We start from the raw sequence: 18,641 nt of genomic DNA, 5'->3' as shown, positions 1-18,641 counted from the left end.
AATGCTTCATATCCGGAGAGCACTTAAATTATGATGGATCGATTACGCGAAGGCGTGAATAGCATCGCGGTAAAAATTATCCTTGGGTTGATTATCCTGTCATTCGTATTCGCAGGTGTAGGCAGCTACATCACCGGTGGCGGTAACAACGCAGCAGCTAAAGTTGGCAACACAGAAATTGCTCGTGGTGAGTTCGAACAGGCTTACCAAAACGAACGTAATCGTATGCAGTCTCAACTTGGCGATTACTTCGCGCAAATGCTTGCAGACCCTGCTTACGTAGAGTCTTTCCGTAAATCAGTACTTGATCGCATGATCAATGACGTACTGCTTGAGCAGCAAGCTGAGTCTCTAGGCCTACGAATCAGTGATTCTCAAATCCGCACCATGATTCTAGAAATGCCTCAGTTCCAAACGGCGGGTCAATTCGACCAAGAAGTTTACCAATCGGCACTACGTCGTGCAGGTTTCAGCGCAGAGAGCTTCGCTGAATACATGCGTCGTGACCTAATGCGCAACCAGCTTGTGACTGCACTTCAAGGCAGCGAATTCGTTCTTCAGGGCGAAATCGATACTCAGAGCAAGCTTATCGCACAAACTCGTGACATTCGCACAGTGACACTGTCTGTTGCTGACCTTGCAAAAGACATCGAGTTAACTGACGAGCAAATCGAACAGTACTACCAAGAGAACCCAGCAGCTTACACTCGTCCAGAGCAAGCTAAGGTATCTTACATTGAGCTTTCTGCTGAAGCGCTTAAGTCTCAGCTTGAAGTAAGCGATGAAGAAGCACAGAAATACTACCAAGAGCACCTAGACAAGTACTCAACGGAAGAGCAACGTAAAGTTAGCCACATCCTAGTTCAAGGCGATGACGAAGCGAAAGCTCAGGCAATCCTAGACGAGCTAAATGCAGGCGCTGATTTTGCTACGCTAGCGGAAGAGAAATCTGACGACTTCGGTAGTGCAGACGTTGGCGGTGACCTAGGTTGGATTGAGCGCGATGTTATGGACCCTGCATTCGAAGACGCGGCTTTCGCTCTTGAGAATATTGGCGATACTACTGGCCTAGTTAAATCTGATTTCGGCTACCACATCATCAAGCTAGACGAACTAAAAGCGTCTCAAGCTCAGCCTTACACTGAAGTAGCGGCAGAGATTAAGACAGAGCTTCTAGACCAACACGCAGTTGATCAGTTCTACGAGCAACAAACTGAGCTAGAAAAAGTAGCGTTTGAATTCCCAGATTCTCTAGTTGATTCTGCAGAAGCTATCAACGCGAAGATCACAACGACAGATTTCATCTCTCAAGTTGACGCTCCAGAAGTTCTGATGACGCCTGCAGTTATGCAAGCTATCTTGAGCCCTGAAGTGAAAGAAGACGGTCTAAACTCGGAAGTTATCGAAGTTGCACCTGAGCACGTAATTGTTGTTCGTGTAGAAGAGACTCGTGATGAGACAGTTCTTCCTCTAGCTGAAGTGAAAGATCAAGTTGTCGCTGCACTGTCTGCTGTACAAGCAGAGCAGCAAGCGGTTGAGCTAGGTGTTTCTCTAGTGAACGAACTTGAGCAAGGCAATGAAGCAGTACTAGCGGACAACAACCTTGAGTTCACTGAACTTGAAACGATTGACCGTAACTCGCCATTAGCGGCATCTGTATTCGCTCTAGCGAAACCAGAAGCAGGTCAAGCTGTGTTCGGTCAATCTAAAGACCAAGACGGTAATATCGTTGTTGTTGAGCTTTCTAAAGTAACGGCTGAGATCAACCCAGCCTACAGCACTCAAATTGGTGCACAGTTGGAGCGAGTTGGTAACCAGCAAGACCTGACTAACGTATTAAACGTACTTCGTAAAAACGCAGACGTTGAATACTACGTAGTGGGTCAAGGTCAGTAAGCGTTTGATTACCTCAGTAGCAAGCTCAAGTTAGAGCTTACTACTGAAATCAACACGTGATTGTTAGGCTTTAATTCAGATTTGTGAGCCAACAAACAAGCTGATGAAAATAAGATGTATAACGAAGCGGGTCACTTAGGTGATCCGCTTTATTTTTATCTGGTGATTGTGTTATCTAGCGCGGCAAATGCATAAGTTACGTTTTTTGAACAAAGGAACTATTTATGCGCACGATATATTCAACACTAATTCTTTCATTTCTGATGCTCTTAAGCCCTGCCGTGTTTGCAGACAGCCCAACCAAGGCTGAGCTTTACGAAGGCATTGAGATTACGGTCAACATCAATACCGCGACGGCAGAAGAACTTTCAGCACTATTGGTTGGCGTGGGTGACAAGAAAGCCAAAGAAATCGTCGATTACAGAGATCAGAACGGGGCATTTACTACTGCTGATGATTTGGTGAGTGTCAAAGGGATAGGTGAAGCGACGGTTGAAAAGAACCGCGAAAGAATTCAACTTTGACCCGTTTTTCTACTTGTTAGAAATGAAGCGATAGATATGAAGCCTCCGGCCAATGCACCTGCTAGGTGGGCTTCAATCGCGATACGAGCATTAATCAGTTCACCAGTCGTGCTAGAAGGGCCAATAAGCTGCTCCCAAGCGATTTTAGCGACTAATCCGAATACTAACAGCCAACTAGACTTCCTGCCGTTTAAAGCCTCTCTGAGCGCGAATAAGCCAAACAACCCATGCAAAGTGCCCGATAGGCCAACGTAGATCTGAATACTTGAAAACAACAGAGCGACGCCAGTCACTAAACTGATCACAAGCAAAGCAACAACAAGCTGTTTTTTACTCGGTTGAAACAGGTAGCTGATGATCCACAAGCCTGCTAGATTCATCAGAAGATGCGAGTAGTTGGTATGTGAAAAGTTTCCTGTTAGGATTCGCCACCATTGCCTATCGGCAATCGCATTGCTATCCCAAACGACCCAAGCTTGTATTGGCTCAAATTGGAATAAGACGCATAAAAGTGAAATGAAAATTAAAACAGGGTACACATTAAATCCATGTCTCGTTATTGCCCCCAATGCAGCAAGGCTTTGAAAGCTTGTATTTGTCAGTGGGTTACACCACTCGAATCGAATGTTGAGCTTATCATTCTTCAGCACCCATCAGAAGAGCATCGTCCGATGGGAACAGCGCGTATTCTCTCGTTATCTCTTAATAACAGCGTGACGTTTGTTGGCGAAGACTTTTCAGACAACGAACAACTCAACGCATTGTTGTGCGATGAACAGTATCAACATGTGATTTTATACCCAAGCGAAAACTCCGTTTCAGTTGAGTCGGCGACATCTCCCAATAAGAAGCTGCGTGTGATTTTATTGGATGGCACGTGGAAGAAAGCATTCAAGATGTGGCAAGTATCGAGTAACTTGCATGCGTTGAACACGGTTCATTTACCGAAAGATCTCAAGGGTAATTACCGAATTCGCAAAGCACCCAGTGAAAATAGCCTTTCAACCGTTGAAGCTGGCTATCATTTACTTAGCTTGTTAGAGCGTGATGGCGACTTTAGCCCTTTGCTAACGGCATTTGACCAAATGATTCAGTTTCAAATCAATCAAATGCCGCCGGGCGTGTTTGAGAAAAACTACTTAGATTAAGCCGTTTTAGTAAAGTGAGTCAGGAATTAAAACTCGGTATGAGCTGAGAACAGTTGCTGATGCATTTTCTGCGCAAGATCATCAGTCATCGATGAAATGTAATCGGCTATCACGCGCATTTTTCGAGACTCATCTTGATGTTGTAGCCATTGCTTCTTGATGGGCAGTGGCAGCAAGCGTTCAGGATCTGCGCTGAATGCTTCAAACATATCCATGATGATCTGTTGACCTTTGTATTCGATGACCTGAACCTGTGGCACTTGAATAACGAACTCGCTGACAAAGTGTTTCAGCTTATCGAGTGTGCCGTCCATGCTCGGCTCGAGCACCGCATTGTAAGCCAACAGTACATTCTCAAAGTTAGCCTCCACTCGCTTAATCGAGATACTGGTCAACAGTGCGTTGACTATCCCACCAATCGCATCCTTTCGACGATACTGTTCACCAGAGAAAAGCATCTCTGTAATTGAATCTAGGTGTTCACAAATCCATGGGTCGGCCATCTCTTTCAGTTGAGGGTAAGCCGATTCGACCCACTGAGCTTTGGTCACAGAGCCAAGCACAATCGCATCTTCTAAATCGTGCACGCCATACGCGATGTCGTCAGCAAGTTCCATGATCGAACAATCCAGTGACTTATATTTGGTCTTGTTGTGCTCAAGTGGCTCGGTATGCGTTTTTCTTTTCTGTTTTAGGAGCTGTTGGTCGCTGCTTGAAAGCGGTTCAAGCACCCAGTTAAACAACTCTTCATCATGATCGTAGATGCCTTTTGCTGGCATCCAATCTTTAGCTCGGAGTTGTCGTTGATGCTTAACGGGTTCAGACTGCAATTTAGCTTGAACCTCACTCAGCAGAGAAGGGTACTTAATTAGACCTAACAAAGTGCGTCGAGATAGGTTCATCCCGTGATGTTCAGTGTAAGGTTCTAGCTGTGTGACTATGCGAAACGTTTGAGCGTTGCCCTCAAAGCCGCCGTGGTCGCGCATCATGTAGTTGAGTGCGACTTCGCCGCCATGTCCATAGGGTGGATGACCGATGTCGTGAGCCAAACACAGTGAATCAATCAAACTGTCTGAGGGTAATAGGTCTCGAAATTCGGGCTGCTTTTTCTTCAGTTGAGCGACGATACCGGTGCCAAGCTGAGCGGCCTCAAGAGAGTGGGTAAGGCGCGTTCGGTGAAAGTCGTTGACCGTGGTGCCATGGATCTGGGTTTTCGCTTGTAAGCGACGGAAAGCAGCAGAGTGAAGCACGCGCGCACGGTCACGCTGATACGGGCTGCGGTGGTCATCCCGTCTTATTTTATGTTCATCGTCATTTCGATGCTGCCATTCTTGTTCGAGTACAAAGGGTGGTTCGAGTTGAGAATTCAAAATAGCACCTATCAAATTGATTTTATTTAGCTAATTAAAAACAACTTATACCCAGCTAGCTTATCTCGTCTAGTGATAATTCAAAGCTCGGTGCGAATGTGGTGAGAAAGTAGTCCATTTCTGGGCTTTTGCGTTGTTCGAGTGTCTCTTCCAATCGGCGCTTGGCTTGCTCGTATTCATGATTGCCCGCACTGAGCTCTTCCAAGCATTTCAGGTACGCACAGATAGTATCTGCCTGCTTGACGATGCTTTGCTCTTCTTTACTCGCAGTACCAGATATTAAGAAGGGGGCGAAGTCGTCTCTGAACTCTTCTGGCAACATCGAAAGCAGTCTTTGTTCTGCCGCGGCTTCTATTTTCTTATACTCTTGTGCAATATCCGGGTTGTAGTATTTAACTGGCGTTGGCAAATCACCCGTCAGTACCTCACTGGTGTCGTGGTACATGCCAAGCAGAGCAATGTGCTCGGGGTTAAGCTGACCATCAAACTTCTTGTTTTTGATCAGTGCCAAGGCGTGTGCCACGAAAGCAACCTGTAGGCTATGTTCTGAAATGTTCTCGCTTGATACCGAACGCATCAGGGGCCAGCGTTGAATTAGCTTCATGCGTGCGAGATGGGCAAAGAAATGGCTCTGTTTCATAAATGTCCTTTTTAAACAATGCTCCACTCGTATCTTATGTTAACTCAAACCGTACGAGACAGCGGATACAAAAAAGGCTCCTAAACAGGAGCCTTTTAAGCATAGAAGTGAATGAATACAAGTTAAAGTCTTTTAAAACAGCAAATTGTAGCCATCTTTCTTTGTGCTCATTAACCTTCGATGAGGTCGTCTTGGCTGTAAGTCTGTAAGAAGCGCTCTAAACGACCAATTGCGATTTCTAGATCTTCGATGTGCGGCAGAGTCACGATACGGAAGTGATCCGGTTTCGGCCAATTGAAGCCCGTACCTTGAACCAATAGCACCTTCTCTTGCTTAAGGAAGTCGAGTACAAACTTCTGATCGTCTTTGATGTTGTACATGTTGGTGTCGATTTTAGGGAACAGGTACATTGCACCTTTCGGTTTCACACAAGAAACGCCAGGGATCTTGTTGATCAGTTCCCATGCACGGTCACGCTGTTCAAGCAGTCGACCGCCTGGAAGAATCAGCTCATTGATACTCTGATAGCCACCGAGTGCGGTTTGGATAGCGTGTTGCATCGGAACGTTGGCACACAAACGCATTGAGGCCAGCATTTCTAGCCCTTCTACATAGCCTTTCGCTAGGTGTTTAGGGCCTGTTAAGAACATCCAACCACCACGGAAACCACATACACGGTAAGCTTTAGATAGGCCGTTGAACGTGACCATTAATACGTCTTCAGCAAGCGTTGCCACTGAAGTGTGTACCGCACCGTCGTAAAGTACTTTGTCGTAGATTTCATCGGCGAAGATGATCAAACCGTGCTCACGAGCAATCTCAACCACTTGTAATAGGAAATCACGGCTGTATACCGCGCCTGTTGGGTTGTTCGGGTTGATAAGAACGATGCCGCGCGTCTTTGGTGAGATCTTCGCGCGCATGTCGTCTAAATCTGGATACCAATCAGCCTCTTCATCACACATGTAGTGAACCGGTGTACCACCAGAAAGCGCAACAGACGCTGTCCATAGTGGGTAATCCGGAGCGGGAACTAAGATTTCATCACCATTATCCAGTAGCGCTTGCATAGACATAACGATAAGCTCTGATGCGCCGTTACCAATGTAAACGTCTTCTACATCAAGGTTACGTAGGCCTTTTTTCTGGTAGTGCTGAACAACCGCTTTGCGGGCTGAATAGATGCCTTTTGAGTCGCAGTAACCTTGAGATGTCGGTAGGTTACGGATTACGTCAACAAGGATTTCATCAGGGGCGTCAAAACCAAATGGGGCGGGGTTACCAATATTAAGCTTCAGTATTTTATGCCCTTCTTCTTCCATGCGCTTAGCATGTTTGAGTACAGGCCCCCTGATTTCGTAGCATACGCTGTTGAGTTTTGACGACATCCCGATATTTTGCATTGCCGATTTCCTGAAATTAATTTAAATACTTTATTAAAGTACCGCAAAATGACGTTTGATAGAATAAAAATCTGATGAATGTCGCATTTCAGTATCACGTTTAGCCTTTTTGTTGTCACTCTTTTCTAAATTTTAATTAATCGCTTTCTTGGTTATTGGCTAAGATGAATAAAGGGGCGGGATCGCTTAAAATCACAGGAATGTTGAAAAGATATAGTACATTCTTGATCTAAGTGGGTACTGCCCATAAAGTATCAAACTAATATAATAATAATTTAGATGTGAACGAGGTCGATTTGTCACATTTCCAGCAAACTATCTCCGCTTTGATTGAGCGAGTACAAAATGCCCAAGCAAGCGAAGTTCGTTGTGTTGAAGTTCTAACGCAAAAACCATCGTTTGCATTTATAGAATGGCTTCATGCTCAACCGCTCTTTCCTAAGTTCTACTGGCAGTCACGCGACACTCGTGAAGAGGTTGTTGCGCTCGGACAGTTACATACGTTTTCAGATCCTGCACCCGCGTACGCTATTCTTGGTGAAGACCAACGAATCTGGGGTGGACGCTCGTTTGATGGGCACACCGCAAAGAACCGTCGCTGCATGGAGTCGTTTTTCTTCCTTCCTCAGGTTGAATTGATCCGCTTTGACAATACTTGGTCGCTGGCGGTTAATTTGTCCCCTGATCGCGTTTCTTCTATTAATGCTTTGAATAAGCTTTCTGTAGAAGCCGCGATATTGGCGCCTTTGTCTGCCCATATTGAACAGATCAATCACGTTCCAGAAAGAGAGCAGTGGGGCAACCTTGTCGATAAAGTGCTGCAAGGCATTAGCGATGAAGAGTACAAAAAAGTCGTTTTAGCACGTAAAACCACACTGCAACTCGATGCGCCTATCTGCGCAGCTCAATTACTTAAAGCCAGCTATCTGCAAAATCACCACAGTTTCCACTTTATGTTGGTGCTGGATTCTAAACACAGTTTCATTGGCTCGACACCAGAGCGCTTATATAGCCGACATGGTATGGAGCTTGATACCGAGGCGCTTGCTGGAACCATTGGTCGCGGAGAGAACGCTACTGAGGATATGGAACTGGCCAACTGGCTTTCTCAAGACAGCAAAAACCTCAATGAGAACCAGTATGTGGTCGACGACATCATTGAGCGTCTCACTCCTCATTCTCAAACGGTCCATGTTGAAAAGGATGCGCGTCTAGTGCGCTTGCGTAAGGTGCAGCATTTGAAGCGCAATATCCATGCTCAGCTCAACAATGGCGTTAATGGTGTGCAGTTGCTTGCTGCCTTACAGCCAACTGCTGCGGTGGCGGGTTTACCTCGTAAAGAGGCGATGGATTTCATTCTTGAACACGAACCGTTTGCACGAGGTTGGTATGCAGGCTCTGTAGGCTATATCAGTCATCAGCGAGCGGAATTCTGCGTGGCGATTCGAAGCGCCTTGATTGTAAACGATCAAGTACAACTGTTTGCTGGCGCGGGGATCGTGCCGGGATCGGTTGCCGAACATGAATGGCAAGAGCTGAACAAGAAGATGTCTACTCTGCTTAGCTTAATTTCAGATCACCCTCCATTGGGTGTCGCGTCATGAATCACGACCAAGCCGTATTAAATAGAGTTTGGTGTCACACGTTACTTGAAGAGCTTGCACGCAATGGCGTTGAACATGTTTGTGTTGCTCCGGGCTCTCGCTCAACGCCGCTAACTCTCGAAGCTGAAGCCAACTCCAAGTTAACCTTACATACGCACTTTGATGAGCGTGGTCTTGGGTTTTTAGCTTTAGGCTTAGCAAAGGCTAGCAACAAACCGGTTGCGGTGATTGTGACATCAGGAACCGCTGTGGCGAATTTGCTTCCTGCGACGGCTGAATCTGGGCTGGCCCGAGAGAAGCTGATCTTGCTAACCTCTGATAGGCCCATCGACTTGGTCGACTGTGGTGCCAATCAAGCGATTCAGCAGCAGGGTATCTTTTCGTCTCACGTTGAAACGGCACTAAACCTTCCAAGTCCAACGACACAAGTTTCTTTGAATTGGCTTTTGACGTCGGTTGATAACGCACTGGCGAAACAGCGCAGCGTCGGTGGGGCTATTCATATCAACTGTCCGTTCCCAGAACCGCTTTATTCCGCTAATAGCGCCGAGATGTATGCGGATTATACAAAGAGCGTGGCAGCTTGGAGAGCTTCAACCTGCCTTTACTCGAACACTTATTTGCCCAGTCATTTAATCGCTCAGCCTGTCTCAGCAAGTGATTATGTCGCTCGTAAAGGCGCAGTGATTATTGGTTCTATCGAGAATGAAGCCGCAATTAAAGCCAAGCAGTTTGCGACAGCTTTGGGCTGGCCAGTATTCTGTGACCCTCAATCGGGTGTCAGTAGTGACTGGAAACACTATGATTTATGGATGCAAAGTGACGCAGCCAAAGCACAGCTTAGTCAGTGTGATTTTATTATCCAGTTTGGTGAGCGCATCGTATCTAAGCGTCTTAACCAATGGGTAAAAGAACAAGCTGCCACATTTTGTTCATCGCAGTACATCGTTGTTTCACCAGATGCACATCGTATTAATCAAGATCATCTGCCTCAAACTCATATTGTCGCTGATATCGAACATTGGTTATCAGAGCAACATCTACCAACGCTGTTGGGAGAACATGCTGGCTGGGCGGCATCTTTGGCGGAAGTCGCGAATACGGTTCAGCAGTTAGCGTTGGCGCAAATCTCTAATAACGACCAACTGACAGAGTTGAGTGTTGCAGTTGACTTGTCGTCTAGACTTAAAGACAGAGAGTTGTTTGTGGGAAACAGCTTGATGGTAAGGCTGGTGGATATGCTGTCTTCAATATCTGCGAATCGGGTTTACAGCAATCGTGGTGCATCGGGCATTGATGGCTTGGTGGCGACGGCTGCGGGTGTAGTGAAAGCCAACCAGAACCCCTTATTGATGTTGATTGGCGATACTTCTTTGCTTTACGATCTCAACTCACTGGCTCTGCTGACTCATAATTTAACGCCGATGGTTATTGTTGTGACCAATAACGATGGTGGTGCGATCTTTGATTTATTGCCGGTGCCAGAGCAGCAGAAACAGTCACTTTATCAAATGCCTCATGGTTTCAGTTTTGAACACGCTGCTGCGCAATTCCAGTTGGGATACGCTGCGCCAGAAACCTTGAATTGCTATCAAACCATTATCGAACAACATTTCGAACAGGGTCAGGGTACCTTGCTAGTGGAAGTTAAGACGCCTCCCGAACAAGCGTCTACTTTGCTGAAACAATTCAGTTCAATGCTCACCGAGGCATTAGCCTAAGGACTTTACATGCTTTACTCCGATTATTACCCAGCTGTACAAGATTCTTCTGACAAACCTTTGCTTGTTTTCTTACATGGTTTACTCGGAAGCGGGGATGATTGGAGTGCATGTCATCCATTCCTCGAGGATTTTCCTCTCCTTTGCATAGATTTACCCGGACACGGACAAAGTCGCTTTATCGATCCGGTAGGGTTTGATCATTGCTGTAAGAAAATTGTCCAGTGCATCACATCCCAACTGGCTCTCAACGATCTTCCTGCCGATTATCCTATCGTGGTGATTGGGTATTCTATGGGCGGAAGGCTCGCTATGTATGGGGTGACAAGCCCTTGCTTTGAGGCACTCAACCTAGAGAAAGTCATCATTGAAGGTGGCAACTTTGGCTTGGAATGTGATGAAGAAAGAGCACAAAGGTTAGTACATGATACGCAATGGGCTGTTCGCTTTGCACAGCAGTCGATTGAAGATGTTTTAGACGATTGGTATCAACAAAGCGTCTTTTCTTCACTAAATCATGAGCAAAGACAAACTTTGGTCATAAAGCGTAGTGGTAACCTTGGAGTATCCGTAGCAAATATGTTGTTATCTACTTCGTTAGCTAAGCAACCGGATTTACGTGCCACATTGAAATCTCATGAGTATTTATTGCATTATGTATGTGGAGAAAAAGATCGTAAATTCATGGAGCTAGCTGAGAATAGTGGCTTTGAATATAGTCAGGTTGATTACGCGGGTCATAATGTTCATTTTGAGCAACCCGAGCTGTTTTCCAACCTGATAATCCAATGTATCGCCAGTCGTCGTTAATCTGACTGAGCGATTCTCTCGTATCAAGCACTATCAAAAGCAGAGCAACACCGTCACGACTATTCGTTAGTCGTGGTCTCTAATAGAACAATGGGAATCACCATGGCTAAAACAGTAGGCATCACAGAAGAAGAACTTTACGCGGCAGTTAACTGGAGCGATGAAAGCAGTCAATACGAAGATATTCAGTACCACAAATCTGACGATGGTATTGCGAAAATCACGATTGCTCGCCCTCAAGTGCACAATGCGTTCCGTCCACAAACCGTAAAAGAGATGATCAACGCACTGGCTGACGCTCGTTACGACGAGAAAGTAGGCGTGATCATATTGACGGGTCTTGGTGAGAAGGCGTTCTGTTCTGGTGGTGACCAAAGTATTCGTGGTGACTACGGCGGCTACCAAGATGATTCAGGTACACACCACCTGAACGTACTTGATTTCCAACGTCAAATTCGTACTTGTCCAAAACCAGTTATCGCAGCGGTATCGGGTTGGGCAGTCGGTGGCGGTCATGTACTTCACATGATGGCAGACCTTACTATTGCAGCTGAAAACGCGCAGTTCGGTCAGACGGGTCCTAAAGTGGGTTCTTTCGATGGCGGTTGGGGTGCTTCTTACATGGCTCGTATCGTTGGTCAAAAGAAAGCACGTGAAATCTGGTTCTTGTGCCGCTTCTACGATGCACAAGAAGCACTGGACATGGGCCTTGTAAACACCGTTGTTCCTGTTGCTGACCTAGAAAAAGAGACAGTTCGTTGGTGTCGTGAAGTGCTTCAACACAGCCCAATGGCACTGCGTTGCTTGAAAGCGGCACTGAACGCTGACTGTGATGGTCAAGCAGGCTTACAAGAGTTGGCTGGTAACGCAACCATGATGTTCTACATGACAGAGGAAGGCCAAGAAGGCCGCAACGCATTCAACGAGAAACGTCGACCGGACTTCGACAAGTTCCCGCGTAATCCATAGTCTTTCTCCTCTTCAAAATGAGTCGCTAATAGCGGCTCGTTTTGTTTTGATGTTCCCCGTTTTTTAGGAAACTTTATGAACTCAGTGAATTCTCAGCGTCACGCTAAACTTTACCGTTATCAATTACCTATGGATAGTGGTGTGGTTCTTCGTGACAATAAGTTGAACGAACGTGTTGGCTATATCATCCAACTTGAGTGTGATGGTAAAACTGGTTTTGGCGAAGTTGCGCCTTTGCCCGGTTTTAGCCAAGAAGATGCCGAACAAGCTGGCATTCAGCTTCAACACGAATTAGAGCTTTGGAGCCACAATAAGCCTCAAACGCCTTTCGACGAGCTGTATCCTTCTGTCGCGTTTGGCTTTTCAATGGCGATGATGGAATTGCGAGGCGATCTTAACGCTCAAGGTAACTACCAAGCGGCGCCTTTGTGTACAGGCGATCCAGATGAACTGATTCCTGTATTGAATGAGATGGTAGGCGAGAAGGTCGCGAAAGTGAAAGTCGGCCTCTACGAAGCGATTCGCGATGGCATGTTGGTTAGCTTATTTCTTGAGTCGATCCCTGATTTGATTCTAAGACTTGATGCCAACCGTGCGTGGAAGCCAGAGAAAGCGAAGCAATTCATTAAATACATTTCGCCGTCAATGCGCCAGCGTATAAGCTTTATCGAAGAGCCTTGCCAAAAGCCAGAAGACAGTTTGGCCTTTGCCATTGACCATGGTGTGGCGATTGCGTGGGACGAGACACTGCAAGAAGCGGTGCGCAGCCCGGAATTTGATCTTAGCGACCTTACTGGTGTTAAAGCAGTCGTGATCAAGCCAACTCTTATTGGTTCTGTCGAGCGTTGCGTGGCAATCATTGAGCGAGCACAGAAGCTTGGAATGAAACCTGTATTGAGCTCAAGCATTGAGTCGAGCCTAGGTCTGACTCAGATTGCTCGTCTGGCGCAGCAATATTTGCCAAATGAAGTGCCGGGGTTGGATACGATTGGCTTGTTCAAGCAGCAGCTAGAGGTTTCTTGGCCGGGCTGTCAGTTGCCTGTCTCTACGCTTGAAAAGCAACAATTGATTTGGTCTTCTTAGACCGAGCTATTTGAATGGCTATTTAGTTAGCTTAACAAGTTCTTAATCTATTTTTGGTTATCATATGATGCGCCCACAATCTAATCATCCCCCGCTCTGGGTAAAGTGGGCGCAGCAAAACCCACTTCAACCAGCGTTAGTGACCACTCACCGCACTTATACTTGGCAGCAAGTGTTTGTGTTGGTTAGTGAGTACCAACAACAGCTATCTCATCAAGGCCTATCTGAAGGTGATGTACTGACGATTGTTGGTAAGAATCAAGCTGAAGTGATCCCTGTTTATCTTGCCGCACTCAATTTGGGTGTGGTTTGTGCGTTTACGATGCCTCAGCCTAGTTTACGCCTGAAGCAAAAGCTCGATTCCTTATATCAAGCAGATCAACAGAGCTACCTTTGGCTCTTGGGCAATAGCGGAATAGAGCAATCAGAGACTGCCGATTTGAATACTCAGTTGGTGACCTTGCCTTGCCTAAGTGAACTGAAGTTTGATGGTGATGATGAGCAGATAACGACACCTCAAGAATCCAATTTCAATCCGCAAAATCTAGCGAGCATCGTATTCACTTCAGGTTCTACCGGAAACCCAAAAGCGGTCGCTCATACACTTGACCAGCACCTATGCTCTGCGTCAGGGCTGCTTGAGGTGTTTCGTTATCAACAAGGTGACACGTGGTTACTGAGTTTACCTATGTACCATGTGTCGGGGCTGGCGATAGTTCATCGTTGGTTGGCGGCTGGTGGTTGCATCAAAATAGGCACAGGTCAGCTTGAAACCGATATAGAAGAATGCAGTCATGCTTCATTGGTCGCTACTCAACTACATCGATTGTTAAAGAGTAAGCAAGCACTTACTTTAACGCATGTACTTTTGGGTGGTAGTCATATACCAGAAGCACTTGGGCTCGAAGCTCAACAAATGGGCATCGAAACATGGCTTGGATACGGCATGACTGAAGCGGCTTCAACCGTGACCGCGAAGCCCGTTGATGCCGGCAGCACCGCCGGTTTTGTCCTTAACCATCGCCAGCTAAAAATTGAAGAACAACGTATCTTTATTGGTGGCGAGACGCTCGCGTCCGGGTATTACTATCAAGGTAACTTAACGCCATTAGTTGATAAGAGCGGTTGGTTTGATAGCAAAGATCTTGGTGAGTGGCTTGGCGAACAAGTGTCGATTATTGGCCGTGCCGACAACCAGTTTATTTCTGGTGGTGAGAACATTCATTGCGAAGAAATTGAGCGAGTACTCAATCAATTGTCTGAGGTTAATCAGGCTTTTATTGTTCCCATTGAAGATGATGAGTTCGGATTTCGACCTGCAGCGATTGTCGATTGTGCTGAGTTGCCAACCAAAGAGTGGTTTATCGAGCAGTTAACTGGTCGTCTTGAACGGTTCAAATTTCCTATTAAGTATTATCGAATGCCTCAGCAGGAACAACATGGTATTAAGGTTTCGCGCGCTGGATTGGCGCAGTGGTTACAGCAGACCCGTTCTAAATAGAGCGAAGAGCAATAAAATGAAGCGCAATACACGGTGACTAGTCGTAATTGCGCTTCAGGGGGTTGTGACGGTGGTGAAGCCGTCACAAATTCTAATTATTTATCGTGTCATTCAAGATTTGGCGTTAAGCAAGTGCCTTCTTCATTTGTTCAGCGACTTTATCTACCTTACCTAGACCAATGATAACTTGTAGACCACCTTTCCCAACCGGTACCACACCTGCCGCACCGAGTTTCTTCAGTTTCTCGCTGTCTGCTGCACCTGAGTCTTTCACAGTTAAGCGTAGACGAGTAATACAGTTATCGACTTCTAGAATGTTGTCTGCACCGCCAACCGCTTCAATGTAGCTGTTGGTTAGGTTAGCCAATGCTTCTGGCGTTTCAGTTTCTTTTTCTGCTTCCATCTCTTCACCACGACCTGGAGTACGTAGGTTGAACTTGATGATAGCGAAGCGGAAAATACCGTAGTAAAGCGCGAAGAACACCACACCTTGAACCAGTAGCATGTACCAGTTAACCGCGAGTGGGTTTTGGCTTGATAGTACTAGGTCAACGAAACCAGCAGAGAAGCCGAAGCCTGCCATCCATTCCATGCTTGCTGCAATGTAAAGCGATAGGCCTGTTAATACTGCGTGCAGTAGGAACAACACGGGTGCTAGGAACATGAAGCTGAATTCTAGTGGCTCTGTGATACCCGTGAAGAATGAAGCCATAGCTGCCGCAAGCATGATTGCGAATACTTGGTTTTTGTTTTTCGCATCAGAACAGTGATACATCGCCAATGCTGCTGCTGGTAGGCCAAACATCATGATAGGGAAGAAGCCCGCTTGGTACATGCCAGTTTTACCTGGAATACCCGTACCGTTAGCGATAGATTGCGCGCCGCCTAAGAAGTTTGGAATGTCGTTAATACCAACAACGTCGAACCAGAACACAGGGTAAAGAGCGTGGTGCATACCTACTGATAGGAACAAACGGTTGAAGAAACCAAACAGACCAGCACCCACCGCACCCATGCTTTCTAGTTTAATACCCAGAACGATCAGAGCGTCGTAAACAGCTGGCCAGATGTAAAGTAGAGCAAAAGAGAGAGCCATACCTGCGATTGAGGTCAGGATAGGAACCAAACGCTTACCGCTGAAGAACGCTAGAGCTTGAGGAAGTTCAACCGTTGAGTAGCGGTTGTAGATCTCAGCAGAGATGATACCCACAATGATACCTACGAATTGGTTGCTGATTTTGCCAAATGCCGCAGGCACTTCACTGAGTTCAACATCCATTAACTGAGCAACAGAGCCCGGAGCAAGTAGCGTGGTGACGACGAGGAACATCACAAAGCCAGACAGTGCCGCAGAACCATTCTTATCACGGCTCAAACCAAATGCGACACCCACCGCGAATAGAACCGCCATGTTGTCGATGATCGCGCCACCAGATTTGATCAAGAATGCGGCTAAGATACTTTCAGAACCCCAACCAACAGGATCCAACCAATAGCCGATCCCCATAAGGATTGCTGCAGCTGGCAGTGTGGCTACGGGAACCATCAATGCCTTACCTACTTTTTGCATATACCCGAGTATATTCATATGTGCCCCTAAGTTTGTAATTAATTTTTTTAATGTTTCTGCTCGTCAACGTATGGAGTCAAATATTGATCGAGGCAGGATTTTAAGTAACTGCGGTTATTAAAAACTTATTTCTTAATGCAAACAAACGAAACGGGTAGTAGTATGAATTAAAATTTTTAATGCATGAGTTCGTATGGCTAACCATCAATCTTTACTTAGAAATCTTCATACTTTTAATGTTGCTGCAGAGAAAATGAGCTTTACGCTAGCGGCTAGAAAGTTGCATTTGACTCAGGGAGCCGTTAGCCATCGAATCAAAGTGTTAGAAGGTGAACTCGGATTTAACTTGTTTGTGCGAGGGACTCGTAAACTGGAACTAACGGAAGAAGGTCAGCGCTTTCAACGAACGTTATCCAAGTCGTTAAGCTCTATTTTTGGTGAGATCGAAGACATTACCAACACAGACTTGTATGGACAGATCAATATCGGTACCAGTCCTGCATTTGCCAACAGTTGGTTACTGCCGAGGTTGGCTGATTTTAAACAGCGATACCCAAAGTTTAATCTCAATATTTTCTCGCAAGAAGAGCAGGATTTTCATCAAAATCATCTCGATGTCGCTATTTACTATGGTGCTGAAAATCTCAAAGACATGCATCGACAGCGCCTGTTTGGTGAAAAGTATATTCCGGTATGTACACCGAGTTACGCGGCTGAACACGACATCTTTGATGATGGCTTAGAATCGCTGCACCGGATTAATTTCATTCATGCACTAGGGTCAGATGTATGGCAGCGTTGGATTAAACACCACGGCTTAGATGTGAACTTGTTTGAGCAATTTTACTGTGTGAGCCACCGGGATATGGGCGTAAGAAGTGCCCTCAGCAATATCGGTGTCGCGATGGGGCGCTATCATTTTGTTAAGCAGTATGTTCAGACTGGTGAGCTGATAACACCTTATCCGAGCATGGATACAGACCAAGGGTATGACTTAATCTGCCCGCTAGGCACGGAAAAACGCCCTAAGGTAAGAACCTTTATTAAGTGGTTAGAAGGGCAGTTGCGCTAGGTTAGTTAATTTAGCAATTAGATAGTTCAAAACAGAATTTATTATCTTTATAACCATCCATCATAATAAGCCATATAAATAACGGATTATAGAATAAGGTCTTATTATGAAAATTGCCCTCACCATTGCGGTTTTACTGCAGATAGGCCAAGCAATCATCTCGTCAGGGTTGACTCGTTCGTTGGCTGAGCTCACCGCATTTGTGTTGGTTGTGGTACTTGTTTTAATGAAAAGAGAGAGCAAGAAGAGTGATAAGCCCCTGTTTGATTCGTGATTGTTACAACAAAGAATACCCTTACCACAAACGATAAAGGCAAAGCCCATTGGAGCTTTGCCTTTTTGTTTTGTTGCTCGCTAACTTGAGTGTCTAGTTCACCGAACAAACATCTAAAGCGTTTCTATGCGGGCTAAGCGAGAGTTAACCACGCCAATGAACCCGTTGAGATCATGACCCACATTGTAATACCAAACATCAGTGGTTTCGGCCCTGCCGCTTTTAACTTCTCAACTGAAATACCACAGCCAATTAAGAACAAACACACGACCAGTGCTCGCTTAGACACATCAAAGATTCCTTGATAGACCATCTCAAATTGTGGCAGTAAGTCACTCACCGCGATAGCGGCGCAATAGAAGAAAATGAAGTAGGGAACCGTAATCTTCTTTTGATCGTTCTTGAAGATCATCGCACTAATTAAAGCGATTGGGATGATCCAAAGTGCGCGAGCGAGCTTCAATGTTGTCGCTGTCGTCAGTGCTTCTTCGCCATACGCTGAAGCTGCACCTACTACAGAAGACGTATCGTGAATCGCTATCGCTGCCCAAGTACCAAATGTTTGTTGGCTGAGCTCAAGCGCGTGACCAATCATCGGGAATAAGAATAGAGCAACCGAGTTCAACACGAATACGGTGGCTAATGCCAAGCCAATCTGTTCATCGTCTGCTTTGATCGCGGGTGCCACTGCTGCTATCGCGCTACCACCACAAATCGCGGTACCAGAAGATATAAGATAGCCCGTAGTGCGGTCTAGCCCCATTTGTTTCGCCAAGAACCAACCAATGACTAATGTACCGATAATCGTCGTTACAATGAGCCCAATACCATCGCCTGTTACTGCTAATGCTTTTTCAAACTGAATACCAAAACCCAAGCCAACAATAGAGTAGGCCAGTAGCTTTTTGGTAAGTTTGCCGACTTCCAAGTGTTCAGGGACTAATCCTAAACTAGCAAGCAGGAAACCGATAACCAGGGCTGTCGGTGAGCTAACCCAAGGCGTTAAGCAAAACAGTGCAGCAAGATAAAATGGAACGGACTTTTTTAGGTTCATTG

17 protein-coding genes are annotated in these 18,641 nt (G+C 45.9%); 11 read left to right on the top strand and 6 right to left on the bottom strand.

All coding sequences use genetic code 11. The features are described 5' to 3' along the window. The first annotated feature begins 30 nt into the window (after positions 1 to 30). Complete coding sequence (gene ppiD, locus AB4161_RS00685) at positions 31 to 1,896, top strand: peptidylprolyl isomerase (RefSeq protein WP_102429106.1); 1,866 nt, start codon at positions 31 to 33, stop codon at positions 1,894 to 1,896. Between the two features lie 224 nt (positions 1,897 to 2,120). Beyond that, entirely contained in the window at positions 2,121 to 2,420 is a 300-nt protein-coding gene (locus AB4161_RS00680; protein WP_017060617.1) for a helix-hairpin-helix domain-containing protein, read from the top strand. On the opposite strand, the gene rrtA is transcribed toward AB4161_RS00680, so the two are convergent. Next, entirely contained in the window at positions 2,411 to 2,959 is a 549-nt protein-coding gene (gene rrtA, locus AB4161_RS00675) for a rhombosortase (protein ID WP_372082542.1), read from the bottom strand. The genes AB4161_RS00680 and rrtA overlap by 10 nt on opposite strands. A 9-nt stretch (positions 2,960 to 2,968) precedes the next feature. Between rrtA and AB4161_RS00670 the strand changes: the two genes are divergently transcribed. After that, positions 2,969 to 3,568, top strand: coding sequence for a tRNA-uridine aminocarboxypropyltransferase (locus AB4161_RS00670; protein ID WP_017060615.1), 600 nt, complete (start codon positions 2,969 to 2,971; stop codon positions 3,566 to 3,568). Positions 3,569 to 3,594: 26 nt separating this feature from the next. Here AB4161_RS00670 and AB4161_RS00665 read toward each other — a convergent pair whose 3' ends face one another. The 3 genes from AB4161_RS00665 to AB4161_RS00655 all read right to left on the bottom strand — a co-directional run bounded on the left by AB4161_RS00665 (position 3,595) and on the right by AB4161_RS00655 (position 6,981). After that, complete coding sequence (locus AB4161_RS00665) at positions 3,595 to 4,938, bottom strand: anti-phage deoxyguanosine triphosphatase (RefSeq protein ID WP_017060614.1); 1,344 nt, start codon at positions 4,936 to 4,938, stop codon at positions 3,595 to 3,597. A gap of 55 nt (positions 4,939 to 4,993) precedes the next feature. Beyond that, positions 4,994 to 5,578 carry a 5'-deoxynucleotidase gene (gene yfbR / locus AB4161_RS00660; protein ID WP_017060613.1) on the bottom strand — a complete coding sequence of 195 codons (585 nt, stop codon included), beginning with the start codon at positions 5,576 to 5,578 and terminating at the stop codon, positions 4,994 to 4,996. Positions 5,579 to 5,748: 170 nt separating this feature from the next. Further along, positions 5,749 to 6,981, bottom strand: a complete 1,233-nt coding sequence (locus AB4161_RS00655; RefSeq protein ID WP_372082540.1) for a pyridoxal phosphate-dependent aminotransferase — start codon at positions 6,979 to 6,981, stop codon at positions 5,749 to 5,751. Positions 6,982 to 7,277: 296 nt separating this feature from the next. On the opposite strand from AB4161_RS00655, the gene AB4161_RS00650 reads away from it, so the two are divergent. The 6 genes from AB4161_RS00650 (at position 7,278) to menE (ending at position 14,669) form a co-directional block, all read left to right on the top strand. After that, positions 7,278 to 8,585 (top strand): isochorismate synthase MenF, encoded by a 1,308-nt coding sequence (locus tag AB4161_RS00650; RefSeq protein WP_017060167.1) that lies wholly within the window; start codon positions 7,278 to 7,280, stop codon positions 8,583 to 8,585. Further along, positions 8,582 to 10,306, top strand: coding sequence for a 2-succinyl-5-enolpyruvyl-6-hydroxy-3-cyclohexene-1-carboxylic-acid synthase (gene menD, locus AB4161_RS00645; RefSeq protein ID WP_372082538.1), 1,725 nt, complete (start codon positions 8,582 to 8,584; stop codon positions 10,304 to 10,306). The genes AB4161_RS00650 and menD overlap by 4 nt, the downstream gene beginning before the upstream one ends. Positions 10,307 to 10,315: 9 nt before the next feature. After that, positions 10,316 to 11,116 (top strand): 2-succinyl-6-hydroxy-2,4-cyclohexadiene-1-carboxylate synthase, encoded by an 801-nt coding sequence (gene menH, locus AB4161_RS00640; protein ID WP_371721889.1) that lies wholly within the window; start codon positions 10,316 to 10,318, stop codon positions 11,114 to 11,116. Positions 11,117 to 11,218: 102 nt separating this feature from the next. After that, positions 11,219 to 12,085 (top strand): 1,4-dihydroxy-2-naphthoyl-CoA synthase, encoded by an 867-nt coding sequence (gene menB / locus AB4161_RS00635; RefSeq protein ID WP_017060170.1) that lies wholly within the window; start codon positions 11,219 to 11,221, stop codon positions 12,083 to 12,085. Positions 12,086 to 12,160: 75 nt separating this feature from the next. Beyond that, the gene (gene menC / locus AB4161_RS00630; protein ID WP_065583687.1) at positions 12,161 to 13,168 is read left to right on the top strand and encodes an o-succinylbenzoate synthase; all 1,008 of its coding nucleotides are present in this window, start codon (positions 12,161 to 12,163) and stop codon (positions 13,166 to 13,168) included. A gap of 64 nt (positions 13,169 to 13,232) precedes the next feature. Then, positions 13,233 to 14,669: an o-succinylbenzoate--CoA ligase gene (menE, locus tag AB4161_RS00625; protein WP_372082536.1), complete on the top strand. Its 1,437-nt coding sequence runs from the start codon at positions 13,233 to 13,235 to the stop codon at positions 14,667 to 14,669. 124 nt (positions 14,670 to 14,793) lie between these two features. On the opposite strand, the gene nagE is transcribed toward menE, so the two are convergent. Beyond that, positions 14,794 to 16,239: an N-acetylglucosamine-specific PTS transporter subunit IIBC gene (nagE, locus tag AB4161_RS00620; RefSeq protein ID WP_017064077.1), complete on the bottom strand. Its 1,446-nt coding sequence runs from the start codon at positions 16,237 to 16,239 to the stop codon at positions 14,794 to 14,796. Positions 16,240 to 16,432: 193 nt separating this feature from the next. Here nagE and AB4161_RS00615 point away from each other — a divergent pair, with 193 nt between their 5' ends. Then, entirely contained in the window at positions 16,433 to 17,311 is an 879-nt protein-coding gene (locus AB4161_RS00615) for a LysR substrate-binding domain-containing protein (protein ID WP_017064076.1), read from the top strand. 106 nt (positions 17,312 to 17,417) lie between these two features. Beyond that, on the top strand, positions 17,418 to 17,585 hold the full coding sequence (locus AB4161_RS00610) for a hypothetical protein (protein ID WP_017060175.1): 168 nt from the start codon (positions 17,418 to 17,420) through the stop codon (positions 17,583 to 17,585). A 133-nt stretch (positions 17,586 to 17,718) separates the two neighbouring features. On the opposite strand, the gene AB4161_RS00605 is transcribed toward AB4161_RS00610, so the two are convergent. Then, positions 17,719 to 18,639, bottom strand: a complete 921-nt coding sequence (locus AB4161_RS00605; RefSeq protein ID WP_017060176.1) for a YeiH family protein — start codon at positions 18,637 to 18,639, stop codon at positions 17,719 to 17,721. Between the last annotated feature and the right edge of the window lie 2 nt (positions 18,640 to 18,641).

Source organism: Vibrio sp. 10N.286.51.E5, assembly GCF_041469125.1.
Classification (GTDB): Bacteria; Pseudomonadota; Gammaproteobacteria; order Enterobacterales; family Vibrionaceae; genus Vibrio; species Vibrio crassostreae_C.
The sequence above is the reverse complement of the archived record's forward strand: the minus strand, read 5'-3'. Positions and strand labels throughout refer to the sequence as shown.